Annotated in this window: 20 protein-coding genes and 4 pseudogenes; 15 read left to right on the top strand and 9 right to left on the bottom strand. The window is 59.2% G+C overall.

Annotation, left to right across the window (positions count from 1 at the left end):
- Window positions 1–197, top strand: a pseudogene (locus AC1DVE_RS27220) (IS110 family transposase); the annotation flags it as partial.
- Window positions 198–314: 117 nt separating this feature from the next.
- On the opposite strand, the pseudogene AC1DVE_RS27215 reads toward AC1DVE_RS27220, so the two are convergent.
- From AC1DVE_RS27215 to AC1DVE_RS27200, 4 genes and pseudogenes are all read right to left on the bottom strand, one after another.
- A pseudogene (locus tag AC1DVE_RS27215) lies at window positions 315–1316 on the bottom strand (GNAT family N-acetyltransferase).
- A 267-nt stretch (window positions 1317–1583) separates the two neighbouring features.
- Entirely contained in the window at window positions 1584–4256 is a 2673-nt protein-coding gene (locus AC1DVE_RS27210; protein WP_223456879.1) for a hypothetical protein, read from the bottom strand.
- A gap of 179 nt (window positions 4257–4435) precedes the next feature.
- The gene (locus AC1DVE_RS27205; RefSeq protein ID WP_223456881.1) at window positions 4436–5230 is read right to left on the bottom strand and encodes a substrate-binding periplasmic protein; all 795 of its coding nucleotides are present in this window, start codon (window positions 5228–5230) and stop codon (window positions 4436–4438) included.
- A 93-nt stretch (window positions 5231–5323) separates the two neighbouring features.
- Window positions 5324–5950 (bottom strand): TetR/AcrR family transcriptional regulator, encoded by a 627-nt coding sequence (locus AC1DVE_RS27200; protein ID WP_223456883.1) that lies wholly within the window; start codon window positions 5948–5950, stop codon window positions 5324–5326.
- Window positions 5951–6128: 178 nt separating this feature from the next.
- On the opposite strand from AC1DVE_RS27200, the gene AC1DVE_RS27195 reads away from it, so the two are divergent.
- From AC1DVE_RS27195 to ppnP, 8 genes are all read left to right on the top strand, one after another.
- The gene (locus AC1DVE_RS27195; RefSeq protein WP_223456884.1) at window positions 6129–7931 is read left to right on the top strand and encodes an acyclic terpene utilization AtuA family protein; all 1803 of its coding nucleotides are present in this window, start codon (window positions 6129–6131) and stop codon (window positions 7929–7931) included.
- 12 nt (window positions 7932–7943) lie between these two features.
- Window positions 7944–8813 carry an SDR family oxidoreductase gene (locus AC1DVE_RS27190; RefSeq protein WP_223456886.1) on the top strand — a complete coding sequence of 290 codons (870 nt, stop codon included), beginning with the start codon at window positions 7944–7946 and terminating at the stop codon, window positions 8811–8813.
- A gap of 3 nt (window positions 8814–8816) precedes the next feature.
- Window positions 8817–10433, top strand: coding sequence for a geranyl-CoA carboxylase subunit beta (gene atuC, locus AC1DVE_RS27185; protein WP_223456888.1), 1617 nt, complete (start codon window positions 8817–8819; stop codon window positions 10431–10433).
- Between the two features lie 24 nt (window positions 10434–10457).
- Window positions 10458–11615: a citronellyl-CoA dehydrogenase gene (atuD, locus tag AC1DVE_RS27180; RefSeq protein WP_015094073.1), complete on the top strand. Its 1158-nt coding sequence runs from the start codon at window positions 10458–10460 to the stop codon at window positions 11613–11615.
- Window positions 11612–12409: an enoyl-CoA hydratase/isomerase family protein gene (locus AC1DVE_RS27175; protein ID WP_223533339.1), complete on the top strand. Its 798-nt coding sequence runs from the start codon at window positions 11612–11614 to the stop codon at window positions 12407–12409. Before atuD ends, AC1DVE_RS27175 begins: the two co-directional genes overlap by 4 nt.
- A 121-nt stretch (window positions 12410–12530) precedes the next feature.
- Window positions 12531–14492, top strand: a complete 1962-nt coding sequence (locus AC1DVE_RS27170) for an acetyl/propionyl/methylcrotonyl-CoA carboxylase subunit alpha (RefSeq protein WP_477784343.1) — start codon at window positions 12531–12533, stop codon at window positions 14490–14492.
- A 71-nt stretch (window positions 14493–14563) separates the two neighbouring features.
- Window positions 14564–15106: a 3'-5' exonuclease gene (locus AC1DVE_RS27165; RefSeq protein ID WP_223456895.1), complete on the top strand. Its 543-nt coding sequence runs from the start codon at window positions 14564–14566 to the stop codon at window positions 15104–15106.
- Window positions 15107–15175: 69 nt separating this feature from the next.
- Complete coding sequence (gene ppnP, locus AC1DVE_RS27160) at window positions 15176–15460, top strand: pyrimidine/purine nucleoside phosphorylase (protein WP_007940055.1); 285 nt, start codon at window positions 15176–15178, stop codon at window positions 15458–15460.
- A gap of 84 nt (window positions 15461–15544) precedes the next feature.
- Here ppnP and AC1DVE_RS27155 read toward each other — a convergent pair whose 3' ends face one another.
- Together AC1DVE_RS27155 and AC1DVE_RS27150 are read right to left on the bottom strand one after the other, a co-directional pair.
- A complete protein-coding gene (locus AC1DVE_RS27155; RefSeq protein ID WP_223456902.1) occupies window positions 15545–16351 on the bottom strand; it encodes an MOSC domain-containing protein in 807 nt (268 codons plus the stop codon).
- Between the two features lie 171 nt (window positions 16352–16522).
- On the bottom strand, window positions 16523–17458 hold the full coding sequence (locus AC1DVE_RS27150; RefSeq protein ID WP_223533341.1) for a chemotaxis protein CheV: 936 nt from the start codon (window positions 17456–17458) through the stop codon (window positions 16523–16525).
- Window positions 17459–17920: 462 nt separating this feature from the next.
- Between AC1DVE_RS27150 and AC1DVE_RS27145 the strand changes: the two genes are divergently transcribed.
- The 3 genes from AC1DVE_RS27145 (at window position 17921) to AC1DVE_RS27135 (ending at window position 20442) form a co-directional block, all read left to right on the top strand.
- Window positions 17921–18391, top strand: coding sequence for a hypothetical protein (locus AC1DVE_RS27145; protein WP_150726326.1), 471 nt, complete (start codon window positions 17921–17923; stop codon window positions 18389–18391).
- Window positions 18392–18892: 501 nt separating this feature from the next.
- Window positions 18893–19786 carry a sensor histidine kinase gene (locus tag AC1DVE_RS27140; protein ID WP_223456919.1) on the top strand — a complete coding sequence of 298 codons (894 nt, stop codon included), beginning with the start codon at window positions 18893–18895 and terminating at the stop codon, window positions 19784–19786.
- Window positions 19783–20442 (top strand): response regulator, encoded by a 660-nt coding sequence (locus AC1DVE_RS27135; protein WP_223536615.1) that lies wholly within the window; start codon window positions 19783–19785, stop codon window positions 20440–20442. Before AC1DVE_RS27140 ends, AC1DVE_RS27135 begins: the two co-directional genes overlap by 4 nt.
- Here AC1DVE_RS27135 and AC1DVE_RS27130 read toward each other — a convergent pair.
- Window positions 20426–20571: pseudogene (locus tag AC1DVE_RS27130) on the bottom strand (lipid kinase YegS); the annotation flags it as partial. The gene AC1DVE_RS27135 and the pseudogene AC1DVE_RS27130 sit on opposite strands and share 17 nt — an antisense overlap.
- 167 nt (window positions 20572–20738) lie before the next feature.
- Here AC1DVE_RS27130 and AC1DVE_RS27125 point away from each other — a divergent pair.
- Window positions 20739–21053 (top strand): annotated as a pseudogene (locus AC1DVE_RS27125) (hypothetical protein).
- A 64-nt stretch (window positions 21054–21117) separates the two neighbouring features.
- Here AC1DVE_RS27125 and AC1DVE_RS27120 read toward each other — a convergent pair.
- Window positions 21118–22344, bottom strand: a complete 1227-nt coding sequence (locus tag AC1DVE_RS27120) for a molybdopterin molybdotransferase MoeA (RefSeq protein ID WP_223456909.1) — start codon at window positions 22342–22344, stop codon at window positions 21118–21120.
- Window positions 22328–22867 carry a molybdenum cofactor biosynthesis protein B gene (moaB, locus tag AC1DVE_RS27115; RefSeq protein WP_223456911.1) on the bottom strand — a complete coding sequence of 180 codons (540 nt, stop codon included), beginning with the start codon at window positions 22865–22867 and terminating at the stop codon, window positions 22328–22330. The genes AC1DVE_RS27120 and moaB overlap by 17 nt, the downstream gene beginning before the upstream one ends.
- Window positions 22868–22948: 81 nt before the next feature.
- Here moaB and mobA point away from each other — a divergent pair, with 81 nt between their 5' ends.
- Both mobA and AC1DVE_RS27105 read left to right on the top strand, forming a co-directional pair.
- The gene (mobA, locus tag AC1DVE_RS27110) at window positions 22949–23551 is read left to right on the top strand and encodes a molybdenum cofactor guanylyltransferase MobA (protein WP_223456913.1); all 603 of its coding nucleotides are present in this window, start codon (window positions 22949–22951) and stop codon (window positions 23549–23551) included.
- A 76-nt stretch (window positions 23552–23627) separates the two neighbouring features.
- Window positions 23628–23849: a YgdI/YgdR family lipoprotein gene (locus AC1DVE_RS27105; RefSeq protein WP_007994800.1), complete on the top strand. Its 222-nt coding sequence runs from the start codon at window positions 23628–23630 to the stop codon at window positions 23847–23849.
- Window positions 23850–23898: the final 49 nt, after the last annotated feature.

Here is a 23898-nt window from a genome sequence, read left to right as displayed (position 1 = left end):
ACCCGGAAGCGCGTCGACTGCTGCACAACGCCGCCATGTCGGCCAGCCGCACAGCCGCCTGGAAAGGCTTTTATGAAGAGCAAAGAGCCAAAGGGTTCAGCACTACGCAGGCACTGGTGATACTGGCCCGCAAACTTGCCCGGATCGTATTTGCACTGCTGAAAGGGCAGAGCGAATACCAACCAAAAGCAGGTTGAGGGCTTTCCCTCAACCATAGAATCTCCCACAGGGTCCTGCGAACACAGGACAAATGTGGGAGCGGGCTTGCTCGCGAAGGCTGACTCAAGACCGCAACGAATCTTGAGTCTCAAGCCTCAAGCCAGTCTGCACCGATCAAAAAACCGCTCCCGCCCCAACACCATCAGGGCCGCGCGCTTGTGCGGGAAGTCGAACTCTTTCTCGCAGTGAAAGCACTGCTCCTGCATGTATCCGATCATCTTCGCGTTATCGGCACGCGGCTCGGCAACCACGCGCCGGGTGCGCGGATCATCGAGAAACAGGTAATGCACCAGCGCCGATAACCAGCTCGCCACCTTGTGCGGACCACGGTGATGTTCTTCACCCACCAGCATGTGAATGCCACGGTCGTAATCGCTGGCCTCGTAGAAGGGTGCGATGCGATCTTCCCTGGCCCAGTAGGCTTCGAAATAAGCGAATGGCTGATCGTCGAAACAACCGATCAGCGTCAGTGTGTGCGGGTCGGCTTCGAGTTTGCTCAGGTATTGGCGATGCTGGTCGAGGCTACCCTCCTCCTGCCAGAAACTCGCGACACGCGGGCTGTTCTGCCAACGGTTGAAGCGTGCCAGGTCTTGCTCGATGTCCAGCGTGCGCAGGGAAATCCACATCCCCAGGCGCGCATCAAAACGCCGGTAAACTTCACCTCGCGGTTTGATCGGTCGCAATGGATGACGCTTGCCGCCACTGATGACCATTTGCTGCGGATAGCTGCTCGACGCCTGCGTCAGCCAGGGCTGTGGCAACTGCCAGAACAGCGTGCGTTCGCAACGGTATTGACCGGCCGTTTCCGTCGGGATCAGCAAACCGCTGAGCAATGCCTCGGTTGGGGCTTCATCGAGTTGCCAGGTCAAGCGCTGGCAGGCAGGATCACGGGCTAACAGCCAGTAGCAGACAGCCCAGATTGTGTGGCGGTCAAGACGGCCGAAACCTTACTCTACTTGCAACCGCAGTTCCGGATCGCGGGTCAGCCGCAGTTGAATCAGCGGTTGACCTTCAAGGTTGAAGCTCAGCCGGCTTTCAGTTTCATCGGCTACAAGACGGCCGCCGGTCGGTAAGGCCAGGGCGGTCAGGTCATTCAGATTGGGCTCACGATAATCATCGACAGTTCAACAATAGACGTAGATCACCGTTGGAAATTTAATCGTCCATCCAGATTGCCAATTGCAATCACAACGGAGTGAAAGACCGAACGCACTACCATGACAAGCCCATTTCAGAGCGACAATCTGAAGACTGAAGCAAAGAGCACCTTATCAATACCCCTAATCCGCAAACCGAAAAACTGAGGGCTTGCGGTTAGGGGGAGCACTTATCATTACTCATGTAACAGAGTGAAAAAACTCACATCATTTCCACAGGGTGAAATAATCCAGAAAGGAATAGTCCATTTGCACTAACTCAATGAACAAAATGCACTTTCCGACAGGAGCAGACACATCAACCCAATTGTGCAGCAGCCCACCACTAATTTGCCCCTGAAAAAGTAATTCATCTATTACATTATAAGACTCATCATAAAATATGACTCTCGTGGGCCGATGATTATAAGTATAGGCAAACCTGACACGTCGATACGGCACTCGGAAATCCAACCACAAACGCTGTTCCGGAATGGCGTGATCTAACGTATAGGACATTACAATTGCGGGTCCGGATAACATACCTGAAACAGGGTGCCCAAATGTCATGATCCCAGCCCTTCCATCCGAACCCGCCAATAGCCTTATCCTCATCTTTAAATCGGGGTTATCAATGCTCTGCCCACCACTGATAAACTGATTGGGCTGACCATCAAAATTTTCGTAATGAATTTCAGGCACCGCCCGAACAGTCAAATGCAAAATAGGCAATACAACTGCTTCAGTTCTAACAAGACTGCCATCCAATGAAACACAACAAGTAAACCTCAAGTCACTGTTATCCAACAACACATCAAGATCAGTACGTTTCACTGTTTTGACTAAACCATCCATCACTTCATCTGCAGTCACAGCATCCCCGCTAATGACCTCAAACGTATGAACCGCACCGTTCTTATGGGTGCCCGTGCCGATCAACCAGATCCTTTGACCTTCTACCATCCACGGGGCCCATGGTTTGACCTTGACCGTGGCATCACCGATAAAGTTACTTAAGTCCAAAATGCTATTGGTCGCCTGAATCAAGACTAATTTCGGCCAGTTTCTAGGCACGAGAACGTTCAGGTTGAGATCCAAAGAGGAGGCCTGCTTGCATTGACTTGTCACGGTGTAACGAAGGGACACGGTCTTGCCGATACAAGCGATCACCTCATTGAGCGGCACCTTGAACTCAACATAACCTGGCACGCCATTACCCAGTTTGGCCTCGATCGGCAAACTCGTTCCATCCGGCCGTACCCAGTGAAGCTGAATCGTGTGGCGAGGACTGATACGGTCATACTCCACTTGCACAGTGACGCCTTCTCTCGCGTTTTCCGGGTTGAGGAAATTCCTCGCCGCCTCAAGTACTATCGGCGGGATCAGGTTCAGGTCTTGCTGATGCACCCTCAGCTCCCGCAGCGGGAACTCGACCGCACTGGAATGATCGATCTGGCCATTGAAGTTGACCGCGAACCGCACCTGGAACTTGCTGCAATCCGCCAGTTTTTCCAACTCATGACGCGGCAAGCAACTGATGACACCGTCATCCTCACCCGACGCGGGAAGCCCTTGCCCCATCAAGACATCGAAGCTGTAAGGCGTGCCATCTTCCAATTCGCCTGTTACCCATAACCAGGTCGGCTGGCCTCCGGCGATAAACCACCACGGGGCCACTGTGCATTCGGCGTTTCCCGAGAACGTTCTGAGATCCAACTCGCCCCCAGTGACTTGGGTCACCTCAGGCGTGGGCAAATCAGTGAGATTGAGCACCTTGAGAGTTAACGGCAGAGATGACCACAATGTTTCACGCAAGACCGTGTAGCGCACAGTGACCGATTTACACAAGTTGGCACTGATCGCCGAAGCCGGTACCTGGAAATCGACAAAACCATTGTTCGATCCGTACTTACAAGCCAGCGACGGAGTCCCGGCACCAGCAGTCCCCTCGAAATAGGCACACACCCAGTCGGTCTGTGCCATCCCCTCGTAAGCCACGTGAATCGTCGCGCCGTCTTTTGCGTTGATGGGGTTTAGCAGGCACCCCTCTGCTCCGCATTCCGTGGCCTCCAGCACGCTCGGCGCTAGCAAGTGCAGTTCCGGTTCACCCACTCGCAGGTTTTCAGTAGTGAACCTGAGCTCAAGGGCATTTGCCGGGAGCAAGGAAACCGTCGGATCTGCTGGCGGCTCACCTAGGGCAGCGTCGAAAGTGACAGCCGCTTGCAAGGTTATTGAAGAGTAGTCTTCATTCCCCCCCGCCCAAAGGCGGGACAACACGTCCCTGAAACCCAGTCGAATGTCCAGCGGAGTCACCCGATGATTTTCCAGCACCCACTGGAACCTGTAGTTGCCGACATGGTGTTCATTGCCGACCGCTAGAATCCACAGCCGCTGGCCCTGCGCCATAAGCGGCCAGGGATTCAGATGAAGCCTGACATCGCCGGCGAATTTGCGCATGTCCAGCCAACGAGCGCCATGTTCAGTCGACACATCGAGAAACTCCGGTGCCGGCAAATCTTTCGATTCCATTTGCTGCACCGTCAACTCAAGCGTCAGGGACGTTTCAGTCTTACCATTATGTGTAGCGGTGTACCTGATAGGCACGGTCCTGCCGATACAGGCACCGACCACAGAGACGTCGATCTCAATATCGATGCTGCCGCTGTCACTGCCATCCCGGACGGGTAGCGTCGGCTGGCCTGGACCTGGCGGACCGACCCAATACAATTGAATCTTGTGGTCACGACTCATCCCCTCAAATGCAACCGTTACCTTGGCACCTTGCAGCACCAGCATGGGATCGAGCGTGCTATTGGAAGAGGCATGCGCAACTATCGGAATGGGTAACTCCGCAACGGAACGCGGTTCCTTGGGAACTCTTTTAGACAATTTTTTTGCCATGTCGAATCTTCCTTGCAGATAGAGGATTAACCGCCCCCCGCTTCCACACGGGACCATACGGCTATCTAATCTTCGGCAAGAAGGTTGTGGCTACTGTCAAAGTTGACAGTTTTGCTCTAGAAAAAGAACTTGTTCGACGAATGGCGCGGTCAAAAACGTATCCATCCTGCAATGTCGCCTTATTCCCGTATCGTCGGCACCAGCGCAATCTTATACGGATCGAAAATCCTCAGCATCTGGCCGTTGTCCCGCAAGCCTTGCAACAACTTGCCGAAGGCCTCGCCGCTGATGGGCGCGGTCGGACGCAGAATGGCGTAGTGGTGATAGATCTGGTCGACGCGCTGGGACACCAGCAATTCATCGGCGACTTTTTTATTGCGCAAGAAGTAGTCGCTCAGGTAGGAGCGCGTGACCAGGGCAATGTCGGCCCGGTCGCGCAATACCATCAGCAGATTGCTGTCGTGGGAATAGGTCAGTGTGGCGTTGTAGTTTTTCGCGAGGTACTGGGGGTCGGCATTGAAGTTGGCGAACTCGTAGTGATAGCCGCTGAACAGTGCCAGGCGCTTGCCGTTCAGGTCGGCAAAATAGCTTTGCTGTCGATCGGGCAGGCGTTGCGCAACAAAAATCTCGGCGTCTTCCAGCCCCATGTCGACGGCCGTGTGAGGGATCTCTTCCCAACCCCAGGCGGGATTTTCGAAGATGGCCATGTCGACCCGGCCCTGCTTGAAGTCACCGAAGCGCCGGGGAATGGAAGTGGGCACCAGGACAAACTGGTAGTCACTTTGCGATGCATTCAGGGCCTCGACCAGTTGCGGCAGCAACCCGGTATCGGCCCCGGATTCCGGGCGCACGGTGTAAGGCGGAAAGTGCGCGGCACCAATACGCACCAGTTGCGCAGCCTGGGACGGCATCATCGTTGACGCCGCAAACATCGACAGTAACAGCCGCGAAGCTGACCGAATTGGCGAACCCATCAAAACGACCCCACTCCTCAATAAAACAGCATCAATGCATTCAAGCTAGGCGGTTTCTTCCAGTTAGCCAGTTCAATGCTGGCCAACACTAACTTATTGCCGGTCTTCCAGCACCAGAATCAACGCCTCATCGGCCAATTGATCAAGGCTCATGCTGCCGCCGGCGCGAAACCAGGTGGTGGTCCAGGACAATGCGCCAGTCAGGAAGCGTCGGGTGATGAACACATCGCCGCGGATAAAACCAGCGGTCTTGGCTTCGCCCAGTACTTGCAGCCAGATGTCTTCGTAGACGTCCCGCAGCGCCAGGACCTTGACCTGGCCGTCTTCGGACAGCGAGCGCCATTCGTAGACCAGCACGGCCATGGCCTCGCCGCTCCCGCCCATGATCGACTGCAATTCACAGCGGATCAGCGCCAGCACCTGCTCGCGCACATTGCCAGCCTCGGCGATGGCCGCGCGCATCAACGCGGTGTTGTAGCGTATGGTTTCTTCCATCACGGCGCGCAGGATTTCGTCCTTGCTTTTGAAGTGATGGAAAATACTCCCGGACTGAATGCCCACGGCGCCGGCCAGATCGCGCACGGTCGTGCGTTCATAGCCTTTATTGCGGAACAGGTGGGCCGCCACTTGCAGCAGCTTGCCACGGGCGCTGTCCGGGTCGGTCAATTGGCCGTCGTCGACCAATTGGCGCATCACCTTCAGGGCTTTTTGCTCGTCCACCCGTTCTCTCCTACAGTCGTTCAATCAATAACGCCGATCCCCCCGAAAACAGCGGGGTTGCGCGGGCAATTTAAGCGCATGGATGCAACCAAGCAAGCGCTTGGGCAGAAGATAATCAAGTCATTTACAAACCAAGCGCTTGCTTGGTAATGTCGACGCACTTCGGTTGGAGGTGGCTATGGAATGGACTGCGCCTAAAACAATTCGCATCGGTTGCGCCAGCGCCTTCTGGGGCGACACCTCGACCGCTGCCGCGCAACTGGTGGAACACGGGCATCTGGACTATCTGGTCTTCGATTACCTGGCCGAGATCACCCTGTCGATCATGGCCGGCGCACGGATGAAAGATCCCCGGGCCGGCTATGCGGGCGACTTCATCGAAGTGCTTGCGCCCTTGCTGCCGCAGCTCGCGCAGCAAAACATCCGGGTCATCAGTAATGCTGGCGGGGTCAATCCCCAAGCCTGCGCCGCCGCCCTGCAAGCAGCCTGCGACAAGGCCGGGGTGGCGCTGAAGATCGCCGTGCTGCTGGGTGATGACCTGCAGCCGCAATTCAAACAGCTGGGCAACCTGGGCATTCATGAAATGTTCAGCGGCGCGCCCCTGCCATCGATGTGCGTCTCGACCAATGCCTACCTCGGCGCACCCGGCATTGTCGAAGCCTTGCGCCTGGGGGCGGACATCGTGATCACCGGACGCGTGGTCGACAGTGCGGTGGTCAGCGCCGCGCTGGTGCATGAGTTCGGCTGGTCGTGGCACGACTACGACAAGCTCGCCCAGGCGGCATTGGCCGGGCACATCATCGAATGCGGCGCCCAGTGCACGGGCGGCAACTTCACCGACTGGCGCGACGTGCCCGACTACGAACACATCGGATTTCCCATCGTCGAAGTCAGCGCCGACAGCCAGTTCATCGTCAGCAAACCTGAAGGTACGGGCGGGCTGGTCACGCCGCTGACGGTGGGCGAACAGATGCTGTATGAAATCGGTGACCCGCGGGCGTATCTGCTGCCCGACGTGGTGTGCGATTTCACTCAGGTCAAACTGCTGCAACAAGGCAAGAACGCGGTGCAAGTGCACGGCGCCAAAGGCCTGCCGCCAACCGCTCAATACAAGGTCAGCGCCACGTACCCCGATGGTTTTCGCTGCACCGCCAGTTGCCTGATCGCCGGTATCGATGCCGTCGACAAGGCCCGGCGGGTCGGTGATGCGATCACCAACAAGACCTCGGAAATGTTCCGCCAACGCGGCTGGGCGCCGTACAGCGACGTGAGTATCGAGTTGCTGGGCAGCGAGGCCACCTACGGCCCCCACGGCCAGCGTCAGGATAGTCGCGAAGTGGTGATCAAACTCGCGGTGCGCCATCCGGACAAGCAAGCTTTGATCGTGTTCTCCCGGGAAATAGCCCAGGCCGCCACCGGCATGGCGCCGGGGCTGACCGGCATTGTCGGTGGCCGGCCGACGGTGTATACGCTGATCCGGCTGTTCTCGTTCCTCATCGACAAAACCGCCTGCACGCTGGACATTGATTTCATGGGCCAGCGCCACCCGTGTGCCCTGCCCGCCCTCGATGTGCTCGACCCGCTGGACCTGCCAGCCCCGCTCGCGCCACCGAAACCGGTTGGCCTGGCCGACGCCAGCGTGGCCCTGGTCAAACTGGCGGTCGCCCGCTCTGGCGACAAGGGCAACCACAGCAACATCGGCGTCATAGCCCGCGCGCCCGAATTCCTGCCATGGATTGCCGAAGCCTTGACCCCGGAAGTGATCGTCGACTGGATGGGCCACGTCCTCGATCCTATCCACGGGCGGGTTGAACGCTGGTACTTGCCCGCCAGCCACAGCCTGAATTTCCTGCTGGAAAACGCCCTCGGCGGCGGCGGTGTCGCCAGCCTGCGCATCGATCCGCAAGGCAAGGCCTTCGCCCAGCAGCTGCTGGAAATCCAGATCCCGGTGCCGCAGCGCATCGCCGACCAGTTCAACTAGAGGATTGCCGCCATGGCCTACGATTCGATTTTCAAAGCCGATTTGTTTGCCGGTCAAAACATCATCGTCACCGGGGGCGGCACTGGCATCGGCCGCTGCACCGCCCACGAACTGGCGGCCCTCGGTGCCCATGTGCTGCTTGTCGGACGCAGGGCCGACAAGCTCAAAACCGTTGCGGCGGAGATCGCCGAGGACGGCGGCAAGGCCGATTGGGCGGTTTGCGACATCCGCGAGGAAGAATTGGTGCAGCACCTGGTCAGCGAATTGATCCGCAAGCATGGCCCCATTCATGGCCTGGTCAACAACGCAGGCGGGCAGTACCCGTCACCCTTGGCCTCGATCAATCAGAAGGGTTTCGAAACCGTGATGCGCACCAATCTGGTGGGCGGTTTCCTGATGGCCCGGGAAGTGTTCAACCAGTCCATGAGCAAGCACGGCGGCGCCATCGTCAACATGCTCGCCGACATGTGGGGCGGCATGCCCGGTATGGGCCACTCCGGCGCGGCACGTTCGGGCATGGACAACCTGACCAAGACCGCCGCCTACGAATGGGGTCATGCCGGGGTGCGGGTCAACGCCGTGGCGCCGGGGTGGATTGCCTCCAGCGGCATGGACACCTACGAAGGCGCCTTCAAGGCCGTGATCCCGACCCTGCGCGAACACGTGCCGCTCAAGCGCATCGGCACCGAATCGGAAGTCAGCGCGGCGATTGTTTTCCTGCTCAGCCCTGCAGCGGCGTTCGTCAGCGGCAGCACCTTGCGCATCGACGGCGCCGCCAGCCTCGGCGGCCGCGCCTGGCCAATCCACAAGGCGACCAACAGCGAGTCGTACAACGGTTTTCACCGTGCGTACCTTCCCGACGTGTTGAAGGACAAGGAATAACCCATGCCGGTGATTCAGTCGCAACTCGATCCCCACAGCGAACCGTTCGCCAGGAACCGTGCGGCGATGCTGAGCGCCATCGAGCAAGTTCGCGTGCTCGAACAGAACCTGCTGAACAAGGCGGCCGAAGCCAAGCCGAAGTTCGAAAAACGCGGCCAATTGCTGCCTCGCGAGCGCCTCAATCTGCTGCTGGACCCCGGCGCGCCGTTTCTCGAACTGGCCAGCCTGGCCGGTTACAAATTGCACGACGACAAGGATGGCAGTTCCGCCGGTGGTGGTTTGATCGCCGGGATCGGCTACGTGTCCGGCGTGCGCGTGCTGGTGGTGGCGAACAACAGCGCGATCAGGGGCGGGACCATCTCCCCCAGCGGCTTGAAGAAATCCCTGCGCCTGCAACAGATCGCCATGGAAAACAAACTGCCGGTGATCACCCTCGCCGAAAGCGGCGGTGCCAACCTCAATTACGCCGCGGAGATTTTCGTCGAGGGCGCGCGCAGCTTTGCCAATCAGGCCCGGATGTCGGCCATGGGGTTGCCGCAGATCACCGTGGTGCACGGCTCGGCCACGGCGGGTGGCGCCTATCAACCGGGTTTGTCGGATTACGTGGTGGTGGTACGCGGCAAGGCCAAGCTGTTTCTCGCCGGCCCGCCACTGCTCAAGGCCGCCACCGGCGAAGTCGCCACCGATGAAGAGCTGGGCGGCGCCGAGATGCACGCACAAACCGCCGGCACCGCCGAATACCTGGCTGAAAACGACGCCGATGGCGTGCGTCAGGTGCGCGAGATCGTCGCCTTGCTGCCGTGGAACGAGCAGTTGCCTCCACTACCCGAACGTCACTGGGAGGAACCGCTCTACCCCATCGACGAACTGCTGGGCCTGATCCCGGATGACCCGAAAAAGCCCTACGACGTGCGCGAAATCATCGCCCGTCTCGCCGACGCTTCGAACTTTCTTGAATTCAAGGGCGAGTTCGATCAGCAGACTGTGTGCGGTCATCTGAAAATTCAGGGCCGCGCCTGTGGCTTCATCGGCAACAACGGCCCGATCACGCCAAAAGGCGCGAGCAAGGCGGCCCAGTTCATCCAGCTGTGCGACCAGAGCCAGACGCCGCTGCTGTTTTTCCACAACACCACCGGGTTCATGGTCGGCACCGAATCGGAACAGCAAGGCGTGATCAAGCACGGCGCGAAGATGATTCAAGCGGTGGCCAACGCCCGGGTGCCGAAGCTGACCATCGTCGTCGGCGGTTCCTACGGCGCTGGCAACTATGCGATGTGCGGGCGCGGTCTCGACCCGCGCTTCATCTTCGCCTGGCCCAACAGCCGCACCGCCGTGATGGGCGGCGCGCAAGCCGGCAAAGTGCTGCGCATCGTCACTGAGGCCAAACAGGCCAAGGACGGCCTGGTGCCCGATCCGAAAATGCTCGACATGCTCGAACAGGTCACCGCGCAGAAACTCGACAGCCAGGCCACGGCGCTCTACGGCAGCGCCAACCTCTGGGACGACGGTTTGATCGACCCGCGCGATACCCGGACCTTGCTTGGTTACCTGCTGGATATCTGTCACGAGGCCCAGGTGCGGCCATTGCAAGCCAACAGTTTTGGCGTAGCCCGGCTCTAGGCCGGCTCAAGGAGAACAATAAAAATGATCTTCACCCAGGAACACGAAGCACTGCGCCGCACCGTGCGCCAATTCGTCGAGCACGAGATCAACCCGCACGTCGAGGAATGGGAAAAGGCCGGGCGCTTCCCCATCCACGACATCTTCCGCAAGGCCGGCGATCTTGGCTTGCTGGGCATTTCCAAACCGGAAAAATTCGGCGGCATGGGGCTCGACTACAGCTATTCGATCGTCGCCGCCGAAGAGTTCGGCACCATTCATTGCGGCGGCATACCGATGTCCATCGGCGTGCAGACCGACATGTGCACCCCGGCGTTGGCCCGATTCGGTTCCGATGAGCTGCGCGAAGAATTCCTGCGCCCGGCCATCAGCGGTGAGCAGGTCGGCTGCATCGGCGTCTCCGAAGTCGGCGCCGGCTCCGACGTCGCCGGGCTGAAAACCACGGCGCGCAAGGACGGCGACGATTACGTGATCAACGGCAGCAAGATGTGGATCACCAACTCGCCGAGCGCCGACTTCATCTGCCTGCTGGCCAACACCTCGGACGACAAACCGCACATCAACAAGTCGCTGATCATGGTGCCGATGAACACGCCGGGCATCAGCTTGAGCTCGCACCTGGACAAGCTCGGCATGCGCAGCTCGGAAACCGCCCAGGTATTTTTCGACAACGTGCGCGTACCGCAGCGCAACCGCATCGGCCACGAAGGTGCGGGGTTCATGATGCAGATGCTGCAGTTCCAGGAGGAACGCCTGTTCGGCGCGGCCAACATGATCAAGGGCCTGGAGTACTGCGTCGACAGCACCATCGAATACTGCAAGGAGCGCAAAACCTTCGGCAACGCGCTGATCGACAATCAGGTGATCCACTTCCGCCTCGCTGAACTGCAAACCGAAATCGAATGCCTGCGGGCGCTGGTTTATCAAGCCACCGAGCAATACGTCAAAGGCCAGGACGTCACGCGCCTGGCCTCCATGGCCAAGCTCAAGGCCGGGCGGCTGGGCCGCGAAGTCAGTGACAGTTGCCTGCAATACTGGGGCGGCATGGGCTTCATGTGGGACAACCCGGTGGCCCGGGCTTACCGCGATGTACGGCTGGTGTCGATCGGCGGCGGCGCCGACGAAATCATGCTGGGGATCATCTGCAAACTGATGGGCATTCTGCCGGGGAAAAAGAAATGAACAACCTGCCGGTTTGCCAGACTTTGCTGCTGGAACTGCACAACGGCGTGCTGCACATCACCCTCAACCGCCCGGAATGCCGCAATGCGATGAGCTTGCAAATGGTCGCCGAATTGCGCTCGGTGCTGACCGCGGTACGCGATAAACCAGGCGTTCGCGCACTGGTGATCGGCGGCGTCGGTGGGCACTTCTGTGCCGGCGGCGACCTCAAGGACATGGCCAACGCCCGCGCTCAAGGCCCAACTGCGCACCGGGATTTGAACCGGGTGTTCGGCGCGCTATTGCAAGAGGTGCAACACGCACCGCAAGTGGTGATCACGGTGCTGCAGGGGGCGGTGCTCGGCGGAGGTCTCGGCCTGGCCTGTGTCAGCGATATCGCCCTGGCCGATCACCAGGCGCAATTCGGCCTGCCGGAAACCAGCCTCGGCCTGTTGCCTGCGCAGATCGCGCCGTTCGTGGTGCAACGCATCGGCTTGACCCAGGCCCGGCGCCTGGCCCTGACGGCGGCGCGTTTTGATGGTCACCAGGCACGGCGCATGGGGCTGGTGCATTTTGTCGAGCATGATCCGCAGGCCCTGGCCGAACGTCTCGATGAGGTGTTGGCCCATGTGTTGTGTTGTGCGCCGGGGGCGAATGCGATGACCAAAAAACTGTTGCTGGCCAGTGCCGGACAGCCGTCGGATGAGTTGCTTGATCAAGCGGCTGAATGGTTCAGCGAGGCAGTGACCGGAGCCGAAGGCATCGAGGGAACGATGGCCTTCGTGCAAAAGCGCAAACCGGGGTGGGCCATTTAAAAGCTTCGTCGGAACGCCGCCCGGAGCAAGCCCGCTCCCACACTGGAATGCATTCCCCTGTGGGAGCGGGCTTGCTCGCGAAGAGGCCCGAACAGACATCGCAAAACCAAGGGAACAACCCATGCCCGGACTCAAAAAAATCCTCATCGCCAACCGCGGTGAAATCGCCTGCCGCATCCAGCGCACGGCCCAGGCGCTGGGCTATCGCACGGTCGCCGTGTTCAGCGACGCCGACGCCGATGCACTGCACGTGCAGATGGCCGACGAGGCGGTCAACATCGGTCCGGCCCCGGTGCAACAGTCTTATTTGAACATCCCGGCCATCCTCGACGCGGCTCGGCGCACGGGCGCGGATGCAATCCATCCGGGCTACGGTTTCCTTTCGGAAAACGCCGGGTTTGCCCTCGCCTGCCGCGACGCCGGCATCACCTTCATCGGCCCCAGCCCCGAGGCCATCGAACTGATGGGCAGCAAGCGCCTGTCGAAGATCGCCATGATCGAAGCCGGTGTGCCGTGCATCAACGGTTATCAAGGCGCTGGGCAGGACGACGCCACCCTGAGCCGCGAAGCCGAGCGCATCGGCTATCCGTTGATGATCAAGGCCAGCGCTGGCGGCGGTGGACGCGGCATGCGCCTGGTGCACGACGCCAGCGATTTACTGGAACAGATTCGCACCGCGCGCTCCGAAGCCCTGAACGGTTTTGGCAGCGACGAACTGATCCTCGAACAGGCACTGGTCGAACCCCGTCACGTCGAGATCCAGTTGTTCGGTGACCGGCATGGCAACCTGATTTACCTCGGCGAGCGCGATTGTTCGGTGCAGCGCCGGCATCAGAAAGTCATTGAGGAAGCCCCCTGCCCGGTGATGACCGCTGAGCTGCGCCAAGCCATGGGCGAAGCGGCGCTCAAGGCCGGGCGAGCGGTGAAGTACGTCGGTGCGGGCACCGTGGAGTTTTTGCTGGATGCGCGCGGGCAGTTCTATTTCCTGGAGATGAACACCCGACTGCAAGTGGAGCACCCGGTGACCGAACTGATCACCGGGCTGGACCTGGTGGCCTGGCAGTTGAGCATCGCCGAGGGGCAACCATTGCCGCTGCGCCAGGAACAGGTGCAACTCACGGGCCACGCCATGGAAGTGCGCTTGTATGCCGAAGACCCGGCCCAGGGTTTCCTGCCGCAAACCGGGCGCGTCGTGGCCTGGGAGCCGGCGTTACAGGACGGCGTACGGATCGACCACGGCCTGATCGAAGGCCAGGTCATCAGTCCTTTCTACGACCCGATGCTCGGCAAGCTCATCGCCCACGGTGCCACCCGCGAAGAAGCCCGGCGCAAACTGCTGCGGGCCGTACAAGACAGCGTGCTGCTGGGGCTGCAAAGCAATCAACGCCTGCTTGCCAGCCTGCTGGAACACCCTCAGTTCGCCAGCGGTGATTTCAGTACCGGTTTCATCGCGCAGCATTTCGCCGACCACGCCTGCCTGCATCCCGAAACCCCAGGCGCACACCACTTGGCCATCGCCGCCGCCCTGTTCTATCAGGCTGCGGCACAGGCTCACCCGGCCCCACTTTGCGGTTGGCGCAACAACGCCAGCGTGCCGCTGCACTATCGCATCGGCCTTGAAGATCAGGACTGGCCGGTAGCGTTGCAGGCGATCCCGGGCCAGCCGTTGCGCATTCAGGTCGCCGAGCGCAGCCTCGAACTGAAGATCATCCACAGCGACGGACGCTGGGCCACCCTCGAAATCGAAGGCGTTCGCCAACGCCACGCTTATCGCCTGGAGGCCGGGCGTCTCTGGCTGTTTACCCGGCCGGGCAGTCTGCAGTTCGTGGATCGCACCCAGGCGCAAGTTACCGGCCAGGCCAGTGTCAGCTCTGGCACCCTCAAGGCGCCGATGGACGGCGCGATTGTCGACGTCCTGGTCAACGAAGGCAGCCAGGTGACCAAGGGCCAACTGCTGGTGGTACTGGAGGCGATGAAAATGGAGCACCCATTGAAGTCGGGCATCGACGGTGTTCTGAAACGCTTGCAAGTCAAAATCGGGGATCAGGTGAAAAACCGGCAGATTCTGTTGGAGGTCGAATAAGCCGCTAGGCGGAACCGCCGGGTTTGGCTACGCTCAAAGCCTATCAGGACGCGGATACCAGGAAACCTGCAATGCCTCACTGGCTGGTTATTGATCTGGAGGCCACCACCGATGAGGGGGGTTGGCCCGTAACGGATATGGAAATCATTGAAATCGGCGCCACCCTGGTGGATCGCAAGGGACGCGAACTGGACCAGTTCCAGCGCTTCGTCCGGCCTTTGCGGCGGCCGTTGCTGACGCCGTTTTGCCGCGAGCTGACGCACATCACCCAAGCCAACATCGATGCCGCGCAACCGCTGGGCGAAGTCTGGCCGGCGTTTGAACGCTGGCTCGGCCAACACCACACACGACTTGAAGGCTGGGCCAGCTGGGGCGATTACGATCGCAAACAACTGCTCCAGGATTGGCAGCAGTTGGGACTCGCCAGCATGCTGGCCAACGTGCCGCACATGAACCTCAAACAGCGCTTTGCCAAGGCCCGACGCCTGGAACGCCCGCTGGGGCTCAACGGTGCCCTGCAACTGGCCGGCCTGCAGTTCACCGGCCAGCAACACCGGGCGCTGGAAGATGCGCGCAATACCGCACGCCTGCTGCCGCTGGTTCTTCCGCTTTAGACAGGTGACGACACTCAGGGCCTTGTGCATACTGGCCGGCCCTTTTTAGCCCTTTTCGAGGAATCGCCCATGTTTAAAGTCAACGAGTACTTCGACGGCACCGTCAAGTCGATCGCCTTTGGCACCGCAGAAGGTCCAGCGACCATCGGCGTCATGGCTCCGGGCGAGTACGAATTCGGCACCAGCCAGCGTGAAATCATGCACGTGGTCAGCGGCGCATTGACCGTCAAACTGCCCGACAGCAGCGACTGGGAAACCTTCGCCGCCGGCAGCCAGTTCAACGTGCCGGCCAACAGCAAGTTCCAACTGAAAGTTGCCGTCGACACCGCTTACCTGTGCGAATACCGCGGCTAAGCCTGCGGGGCCTCAACCAAAAAAGTCGCCGCAATAAAAAATGCCCGTGTTTTTCGACACGGGCATTTTTTATTCTGCGCAAAATTACTCGAGGATCTCCACCGGCATGCCGACTTCGAGTCGACCGTTGCCGTCGTTGACCAGGTTCTGGCCGAACATTGCGCCGTCCGCCTGGGAACGGTATTTCTGCAAAGTGGCCAAGGGTTCGCGGTCGTCGCTGCGCTCCCCGGTTTGCGGGTCGATGGTGGTCAGGATGCAGCGCGAACAGGACTTGACCACGCGGAACTCGACCTCGCCGATGCGGATACGCTTCCAGCCGTCCTCGGCGAACGCTGCACTGCCTTCGATCACCAGATTCGGCCGGAAACGCAGCATCTCCAACGGACGCCCGACCCGTTGCGACAAGTCCTCGAGAGAGGCCTGGCCAATCAGCAACAGCGGATAGCCATCGGCGAACGCCACCTGATCGTCATCCTTGCCGTAGCCGGCCTCCGTCATCCGTGCCCGATCCAGCGGCACTTGCACCAGGCGTGTCGGTTTTCCGATGAACTGGCTGACCCAGGCCCCTGCTTCATCGCCTGTATCGGGGACTCGCAAGGTATCGCGCCAGATCGTCACGCCTCGCAGTTGTGCATCGTTACCAGGCAAAGCTATGTCGAGCGGCGAATGGCCGGGCGCGCTGAGGGTCAAGCCGCCTTCGGCATTCCACAAAGCCGACAACTGGCTCATCTGCGCCACCGCACGCTGGGTCAGGAAGCGCCCGCTGGCCTCGTCCACCAGCATCCAGCGGCGATCGCCGTCCAGCCCGAGTTTATCGAGACCGATCGCTTGCAAGGTCTCGGCCTTGGCGGACTTCAACGGATAACGATACAGCGCGCTCAGACGCAACATGGCCAGCTCCCTGGTAGGCTAAAAAAGCCACCCTATACGAGCTTGAAGGCTGAATCAAAGACCAAAAACCTGTAGGAGCGAGCTTGCTCGCGATGGTGTATCAGTCACATCAGTCTTGGATGTGCCGACGCCTTCGCGAGCAAGCCCGCTCCCACAGTTGTGCAGACCTGCTTAGGCCGGTACTTCGTCTAACATCAGGCGCTGGCGCACCACGTCGACGAGTTTGTCCGGCTGGAATTTGGAGAGGAAATTGTCGCAGCCGACCTTTTTCACCATCGAGTCGTTGAAGCTGCCGGACAGCGAGGTGTGCAGCACCACGTACAAGCCACGCAGGCGCGGGTCGTTGCGAATCTCGGTGGTCAGGCGATAGCCATCCATTTCCGGCATTTCCGCATCGGTGAAGACCATCAGCAGTTTGTCGGTCATGTGTACGCCGGTATCGGCCCAGGCCTTGAGCATGTTCAAGGCCTTCAACCCGTCGCTGGCGATGTGCATCTTCACGCCCAGCTGTCCCAGGGTATCGCGCAATTGCGCCAGGGCCACATTCGAGTCATCCACCAGCAGCACCTCACGGCCATGGGCACGTTCCAGCACCGGATCTTCGAGCTTATCGCGGGAGACTTTGGCGTTGTACGGGACGATTTCGGCCAGGACCTTTTCGACGTCGATGATTTCCACCAGTTGATCATCGACCTTGCTGATGGCCGTCAGGTAGTGCTCGCGACCGGCGCTGCCCGGAGGCGGCAGGATGGCTTCCCAGTTCATGTTGACGATCCGGTCCACACCACCGACCAGGAAGGCCTGAACCGAACGGTTGTATTCGGTGACGATAATCGTGCTGCCAGGCCCCGGCACCAACGGGCGCATGCCAATGGCCTGGGACAGGTCGATCACCGGCAGGGTCTGGCCACGCAGGTTGACCACGCCGCACACAAAAGGATGGCGCTGCGGCATCAGCGTCAACTTTGGCAGTTGCAGGACTTCCTGTACTTTAAAGACGTTGATCGCGAACAATTGCTGTCCAGCGAGCCGGAACATGAGGATTTCCAGGCGATTCTCACCCACCAGTTGCGTGCGTTGGTCTACCGTGTCGAGAATGCCGGCCATCAATGACTCCTGGTCTTGTTCGGATGAATTCACTTAAGAAAGGTTATCGGCTGTTTTTGCCGAAGCTTGACCCTCTCTAAAATGCCACGCCGGGCATTGATGTCATATTGACATCATGCTTTACTGGCGCTGTGATTACATCTGCTGCACTTCTGCGCCACGCGCCCCTTGTTCGTGCGAAAGGTTCCCCTGTGTAAGGGATTCCCCTATCAACAATCAGGTGCAACCTGATGTTCGCAATATCCAATAGCCATTAATGTGACGCCATTCTCATTGCATGAACGGAGTCAGGCTTTTGTGTGCGATCGCAAGTAAGTGGCCAACCACCCTCTCGTGTTCCCCAGCCTGCTTCCGGGCCAGCCGCAGTTCGTTCACCCGACGACTCGGCAATGCCGGGGTCCCGACCGCCCTTGTCGACACACACGATATCCCCTCATTTGAAATGACGTTGTGGAGATAAGTATGCCGAACGACCGTAAAGAGTGGGCCCAGCGGCTCCCCGAGTTTCTCGTCGAAGCTGAAACACTCCTGGCTAAAACCGAGGAATGCCTGAGTCATCTGCAGTTGATCAGCAATGACAAGGACGCCATCGACTGCATGCTCAGCATACTGCTCAAGCTGGCCAACAAGGCCGATGCCCTGGCGTTGGCGGCCGTGTCAGAATTTTCTCTGCATATTCATGGCCTGCTGAACCACGCCCAGAACACCATGAGCCTGCACGACGAGGCGCTGAGTGCCCTGAAAGACTGCCTGACCCTGATTGCCTGGCAACTCGAACTCATCGACCAGACCACCGGACAGCTCAGTCTCGACGACAGCGAGCAGGTCACCCTGATCGAAGCCTTTGCCTTTCAGGTCGGGCAAAGCCGATTTCGACCACCGGTCAATTCCAGGCCGTTCACCCTCGTATCCTATTCGGAACGACAGGCCTGAACTTGCCAAACCATGCCGTATGACGTGTTCTGGTTATCAATACCGCGCTGTAACTTGAGTGCGCACATGTCGCAGATGAATATTTCATAGCTATAAGCGACATCTATTAACAACCACTATTGCCCTTCGACAATTGCGCGCTGGTCTTGACCAGGGCATTGCCTGGTATCAACAACAAAACCCAGGGGCAATCGGCATTTTGCGACGGCAACAACCAACTTGTTTCATTATGGAACCGTCGTCCAGACGACTGGACTCCTGACTTTTCGGACATACATACGGACGCGACCAACGGTATCTTAAGTGCTACTATGCCGCCTGTTAGTTGACGCCAATTAATGGCAGTGTGAATGCAGCCGGATACAGCTCGCTCCGGTTCGGAGCTGAACTCTCCAGCAAAAAGTACATCCCGTTGAAGTCGGCGCTCCACATTAAAAACAGGGGCCTGTCAGCCAGCATGACCGGTCAGCCCGCAGCGAACATCCATTGGCTCCATCCGCTATGCACGCCAGCCTCAAGTCAATCGCCATGTGGCCACCTTCCCGAGCATATGCACGCACATTCACGCTGTTGCTATGCGCCTGCTCGACCCTCGGCAGTCTACTGGTCTATGGCTTGTCCATCCCGTTGCCCCTGTCGTTGCTGGTGCTCAGCGTTGCAGCGCTGGCCAGTGTTGCCGTGCAGTACTGCCTCTCGCGCAAATCCATCAAATTCCAGCCTCAGGAACTGGCCGACCGGCTGTTGCAGGTTCAGGAAAACGAGCGTCACCGGCTGAGCCGGGAACTGCATGACGACATCGGTCAATTGCTGACCGCCGCCAAACTGCAAAGTGACTGGCTCAAACGCCGGATGCCCGAAGAACTCCAGGAGCAATGCTCGGTCCTCTGCGACACGCTGGAAGAAACCCTGGCCAAAGTTCGTGACGTATCCGCCATTCTCAATCCCCGGCAGTTGACCAGCCTCGGGCTGGAAGCCAGTCTGCGGGCACACCTGCTCAAGACCCTGGCCAACACCCCGGTGCACTGGAGCCTGGAATGCCAGCAGCGCCTGACCGGCATACCGGAGGAAATGGCCGTGGCGGCTTTCCGCATCACCCAGGAAGCGGTCACCAACATCCTGCGACATGCCCAGGCCAAAAATCTGCTGGTGTGCCTGCAGCGCCGGCCCCAAGGCCTGAAGTTGCAGATCAGCGATGACGGTCAGGGCTTTGCGCCCACAACAGACCCAGGTCGTGAAGGGCAACGCGGTATGGCCGGGATGTCGGAACGGGTCGATCAACTGGGCGGCACATTGAGCGTTACCAGCGAGCCGGGCAAAGGCACTCAAATCGAAGCTCTTTTTCCCTGGGCGCCCCGTGCGCTCGAACGGGCCAGTTCGAATAAGGTTATGCATTGACTTGTAATTTACTACTGGTGGATGACCACTCGCTGATCAGGGCTGGCGTGCGCGCCCTGGTAATGGATCTGCCCGGCTATGCCGTCATCGGTGAGGCCAGTGACGGCTCGCAGTTGCTGGAAATGGTTGGGCACCTGTCCCCGGATATTGTCCTGCTGGATATTTCGATGCGCCAGACCGGCGGCCTCGAAGCCTTGCAGCAGCTCAAGCGAGTGCGCCCGCAGAGCAAGGTCCTGATCCTCTCGATGCACACCGACCCGGCCCTGATCATGCAGGCGCTGGAGTCCGGAGCCCATGGCTACCTGCTCAAGGACACCACGGCCACCGAACTCGAACACGCACTGGAGGCCTTGCGCAACAATGAGCGCTATCTGAGCCCGGCCATTGCCCACACGGTGATCAATCAGGCGCTGACCCGAAACCAGAAGCACCAACCCGAACCTGCCGACTCGCACAACCTGACGGCACGTCAGCTGGAAATCCTGCGATTGATCGTTCGCGGAAAATCCACTCGAGAGATCGCCAACGGCCTGGGGCTGAGCGTCAAGACCGTCGAAACCCACCGTTCGCAGATCATGAAGCGCTTGCAGATCTACGATGTGGCCGGCCTGGTGCTGTTTGCCGTGCGTGAAAAAATCATCAGCCTTGATGACTAGGCACTTCTCCAACACGTAACAGCGGCGAATCGTCAGGCAGATGCACGAGTAACGCCGCTGGCCGCACCGAGAACCGCAGGTTGTCCCCTTCCAGGGCAGGCGCGCACGAATAAACATGCTGTCGACGCCAGAAGCCCCCCGTTAAAAGTCGCAAGAAAACGAATTACTTCCAGTCGGACAGTCTTGATCCCCACCCACACGGCAGGATTTTTCTTACAAAACGTGAGGAATCGGCTCAATTGACCACAAATCCGAATTGGTAGACCTTGGGCTGCAGCACATCACAAGGACGTGCCATGCAATGCCAAAACCTCGCATCACCGGCCATTTCGGTCTTGCCGCTCATAGATAATAAAAATGCAGGCCATTGAGCTGAATGCAGCAACAGCACAAAAACCACGGGAGAAGTCGATATGGAACCTCGCGTCACCGAGCTGGAAACACACCTCAAGCACATACGCAGAGACATGGACGAAGTCCGGGGTGACGTCAAATCCATCAAACACAGGCTTGCCTATTCCGCCGGTGGAACAGTGGTGATCCTCGGCCTCCTTGGCTGGATTGCCAATAGCCGTTTCGAGCAGGTTATTTCATTGCTTCTGGCGCATTGAGTTGCCATTAACACAAGACCCGGTTCAATCAACCGGGTCTTGTGTGACTAAGCCGTTGTAGCTATCAGCTCAGGACTTCGCTCAACGGAATGAAGTAAACGATTTCGCCCTGAACCAGCGTGCGACCTTCCAGGACTTCTACCAGTCCATCAGCCCATGCAGCGCTGCGAAGCACACCGGAACTCTGGTTTTTGTAGATCGTCGCCCTGCCGTTTTCCAGCCGTGCGCGCAAATACTCACGCCGATTGCCGGGTTGGAGCCAGTCAAACCCTGCCGGCACCTGCACCTTCAGCGGCTCAACGTCTTGCACACCCTGACGGCGCAAAAGATAGGGCCTGGTCAACAACGCAAAGGTCACGAGGGTCGATGCCGGATTGCCTGGTAAGCCAATCACAGGTACACCGCGAAAATGCCCGAACGTCAGCGGTTTACCGGGCTTGATGGCGAGTTTCCACAGCGTCAATTCGCCCTCTTCGCGCAAGGCGATGCCCAGAAAATCGGCTTCCCCTACCGATACGCCACCGGTCGAGAGGATCAGATCGACATCCTTCAACTCACCCAATCGGGAGCGAGTGGTTTCCAGATTGTCCGGCAGAATTCCCGCGTCGACGACCTCACAACCCAAACGCTGCAACCAGCTACACAACAACACCCGGTTGCTGTTGTAGATCTGTCCCGGGCCCAGTGTCTGCCCCGGCTCAATCAATTCGTCGCCGGTAGACAGCACCGCCACACGCACCTTGCGAACCACCTCGAGCTCAGCGCATCCCAAGGAGGCAGCCAATCCTTGCTCGATCGGCCCCAGCCGTGTACCTGCCGGCAGAATCAACTCGCCGACGGTGGTTTCCTGGCCTTGTGGACGGATGTTCTGGCCTGGGGTCAAGGCTTGAGTGAAACGGACTCGCTCATCGGCCTGAACCTCGGCGTTTTCCTGCATCTCGACGCAATCGGCACCAGCGGGAACAGGCGCCCCGGTGAAAATGCGCGCACAGGTTCCTGGCTGCAACGGATCGGGAGCCTGGCCGGCAAACACCTTCTGACTGACCACCAACGGCTCTCCCGTCCAGTCAGCCATGCGCAAGGCATAACCGTCCATGGCACTGTTGGGCCAGGGCGGCAGATCAAGCGTCGACACCAGATCTTCAGCCAATACACGGCCCTGTACCTGCGCCAACGGCAAGCGTTCACGCTCGACAATCCTTGAGGCCTCGGCCATTTCCAGCAGGCGCGCCAACGCCTGCTCGACAGGCATCAGACTGCCTGACTTGCCAGGCTTACCCACGGGATTCACAAGGCGCAGCCTGTTTCAAGTGAGGCACGAAATTGCACGGGCGATGCCGCGAATCCAGCTGCTCGGCCAGTATGCCGTCCCAACCGGTGCGCACGGCATTGGTCGAGCCTGGCAAGCAGCAAACCAGCGTGCCGTTGGCCAGACCGGCCAACGCCCGGGACTGAACGGTCGAGGTGCCGATATCGGCAACCGAGATCTGGCGGAACAGTTCACCAAATCCATCAACCTGTTTGTCCAGCAGGCAGCCGACGGCTTCCGGCGTGCTGTCACGCCCGGTAAAACCGGTGCCGCCGGTGATCAGCACCACCTGCACGACATCGTCGGCAATCCAGTTGGCGACTTGCGCGCGAATTTTGTAGAGGTCATCTTTGAGCAACACCCGGGCTGCCAGGTAATGACCGGCGGCGGTCAAGCCGTCGACAAAGACCTGACCTGAGGTGTCGGTTTCCAGTGTGCGGGTATCGCTGACAGTCAGCACTGCAATATTCAGCGGTGCGAAAGGTACATCAGCCTTGGCTTTCATAGGCTCGTCCAGTTGTAGGAGAAACAGCCCGGTGTTATATCACAGCGCTCCGTTTTTTCGCCGCCCCCATGGAGGCCTGCCATGACCACGAATTCACAATTGCCACCCTGCTCCATTCTGCTCCTGGCGGGCGGTCGCGGCCAACGTATGGGTGGTCGAGACAAAGGGTTGCTGGACTGGCACGGCGAACCCCTGATTGCGCATCTGCATCGCAAGACCCGCCCGCTGAGCGATGACCTGATCATCTCCTGCAATCGCAACCTTGAGAAGTACGCACCCTACGCCGACCAGTTGGTCCACGATGATGAAGGTGACTTCCCCGGGCCGCTGGCCGGTATTCGCGCAGGCCTGAAAGCTGCTCGCCATAGCCATCTGCTGGTCTTGCCATGTGACGTTCCGGGCATTGATGCGGCGCTGATCGACAATATGCGCGAGGCCGCCAACCTGCATCCGGACAAGCCGCTGATGGTGCGGCATGATGACCACTGGGAACCGTTGTTGTGCGTGATTCCTGTGCTACACAGGGCAGCAATTGAAAATGCCTGGAACGAAGGTGAGCGCAGCCCTGGCCGGTTGATGCGCAAGCTCGGTGCGACCGCGCTGCAATGCCCCGACAAAGACCCTCGGCTGGCCAACCTCAACACGCCGGAACTGTTAGGCGGTCATGACACTGTGTCAGACTGAGATTAATCAGGAACTTGCACGGACGGTTCACGTCTCAAACTCAGTAACCAAAGATTTCTTATTCGGAGACACACACATGACTCAACGGACCCTCGCCACTTTCATGCTCGCACTCGGCCTCGCCACTCTCGCCGGTTGTGCATCGCCTACGGTGATCACCTTGAATGACGGTCGCGAAATCCAGGCCGTCGACACGCCACAGTTCGACAAGGATTCCGGTTTCTACGAATTCGAACAGCTCGACGGCAAACAGACCCGCATCAACAAAGACCAGGTTCGTACAGTTAAAGAGCTGTAATCCTGGCGCCGCCGGATACAGAAAAGCCCGCTTGATGCGGGCTTTTTCA

The organism is Pseudomonas sp. P4_B4 (assembly GCF_056402255.1).
This window is presented reverse-complemented; position numbering and strand designations above follow the sequence as displayed.

Coding starts and splice junctions, on each gene's coding strand:
- AC1DVE_RS27105 (WP_007994800.1), top strand. CDS start 23,628: ATGACTCAACGGACCCTCGCCACTTTCATGCTCGCACTCGGCCTCGCC.
- mobA (WP_223456913.1), top strand. CDS start 22,949: ATGACCACGAATTCACAATTGCCACCCTGCTCCATTCTGCTCCTGGCG.
- atuC (WP_223456888.1), top strand. CDS start 8,817: ATGCCGGTGATTCAGTCGCAACTCGATCCCCACAGCGAACCGTTCGCC.
- AC1DVE_RS27140 (WP_223456919.1), top strand. CDS start 18,893: ATGCACGCCAGCCTCAAGTCAATCGCCATGTGGCCACCTTCCCGAGCA.
- moaB (WP_223456911.1), bottom strand. CDS start 22,867: ATGAAAGCCAAGGCTGATGTACCTTTCGCACCGCTGAATATTGCAGTG.
- AC1DVE_RS27210 (WP_223456879.1), bottom strand. CDS start 4,256: ATGGCAAAAAAATTGTCTAAAAGAGTTCCCAAGGAACCGCGTTCCGTT.
- AC1DVE_RS27195 (WP_223456884.1), top strand. CDS start 6,129: ATGGAATGGACTGCGCCTAAAACAATTCGCATCGGTTGCGCCAGCGCC.
- AC1DVE_RS27205 (WP_223456881.1), bottom strand. CDS start 5,230: ATGGGTTCGCCAATTCGGTCAGCTTCGCGGCTGTTACTGTCGATGTTT.
- AC1DVE_RS27190 (WP_223456886.1), top strand. CDS start 7,944: ATGGCCTACGATTCGATTTTCAAAGCCGATTTGTTTGCCGGTCAAAAC.
- ppnP (WP_007940055.1), top strand. CDS start 15,176: ATGTTTAAAGTCAACGAGTACTTCGACGGCACCGTCAAGTCGATCGCC.
- AC1DVE_RS27165 (WP_223456895.1), top strand. CDS start 14,564: ATGCCTCACTGGCTGGTTATTGATCTGGAGGCCACCACCGATGAGGGG.
- AC1DVE_RS27145 (WP_150726326.1), top strand. CDS start 17,921: ATGCCGAACGACCGTAAAGAGTGGGCCCAGCGGCTCCCCGAGTTTCTC.
- AC1DVE_RS27150 (WP_223533341.1), bottom strand. CDS start 17,458: ATGGCCGGCATTCTCGACACGGTAGACCAACGCACGCAACTGGTGGGT.
- AC1DVE_RS27175 (WP_223533339.1), top strand. CDS start 11,612: ATGAACAACCTGCCGGTTTGCCAGACTTTGCTGCTGGAACTGCACAAC.
- atuD (WP_015094073.1), top strand. CDS start 10,458: ATGATCTTCACCCAGGAACACGAAGCACTGCGCCGCACCGTGCGCCAA.
- AC1DVE_RS27155 (WP_223456902.1), bottom strand. CDS start 16,351: ATGTTGCGTCTGAGCGCGCTGTATCGTTATCCGTTGAAGTCCGCCAAG.
- AC1DVE_RS27170 (WP_477784343.1), top strand. CDS start 12,531: ATGCCCGGACTCAAAAAAATCCTCATCGCCAACCGCGGTGAAATCGCC.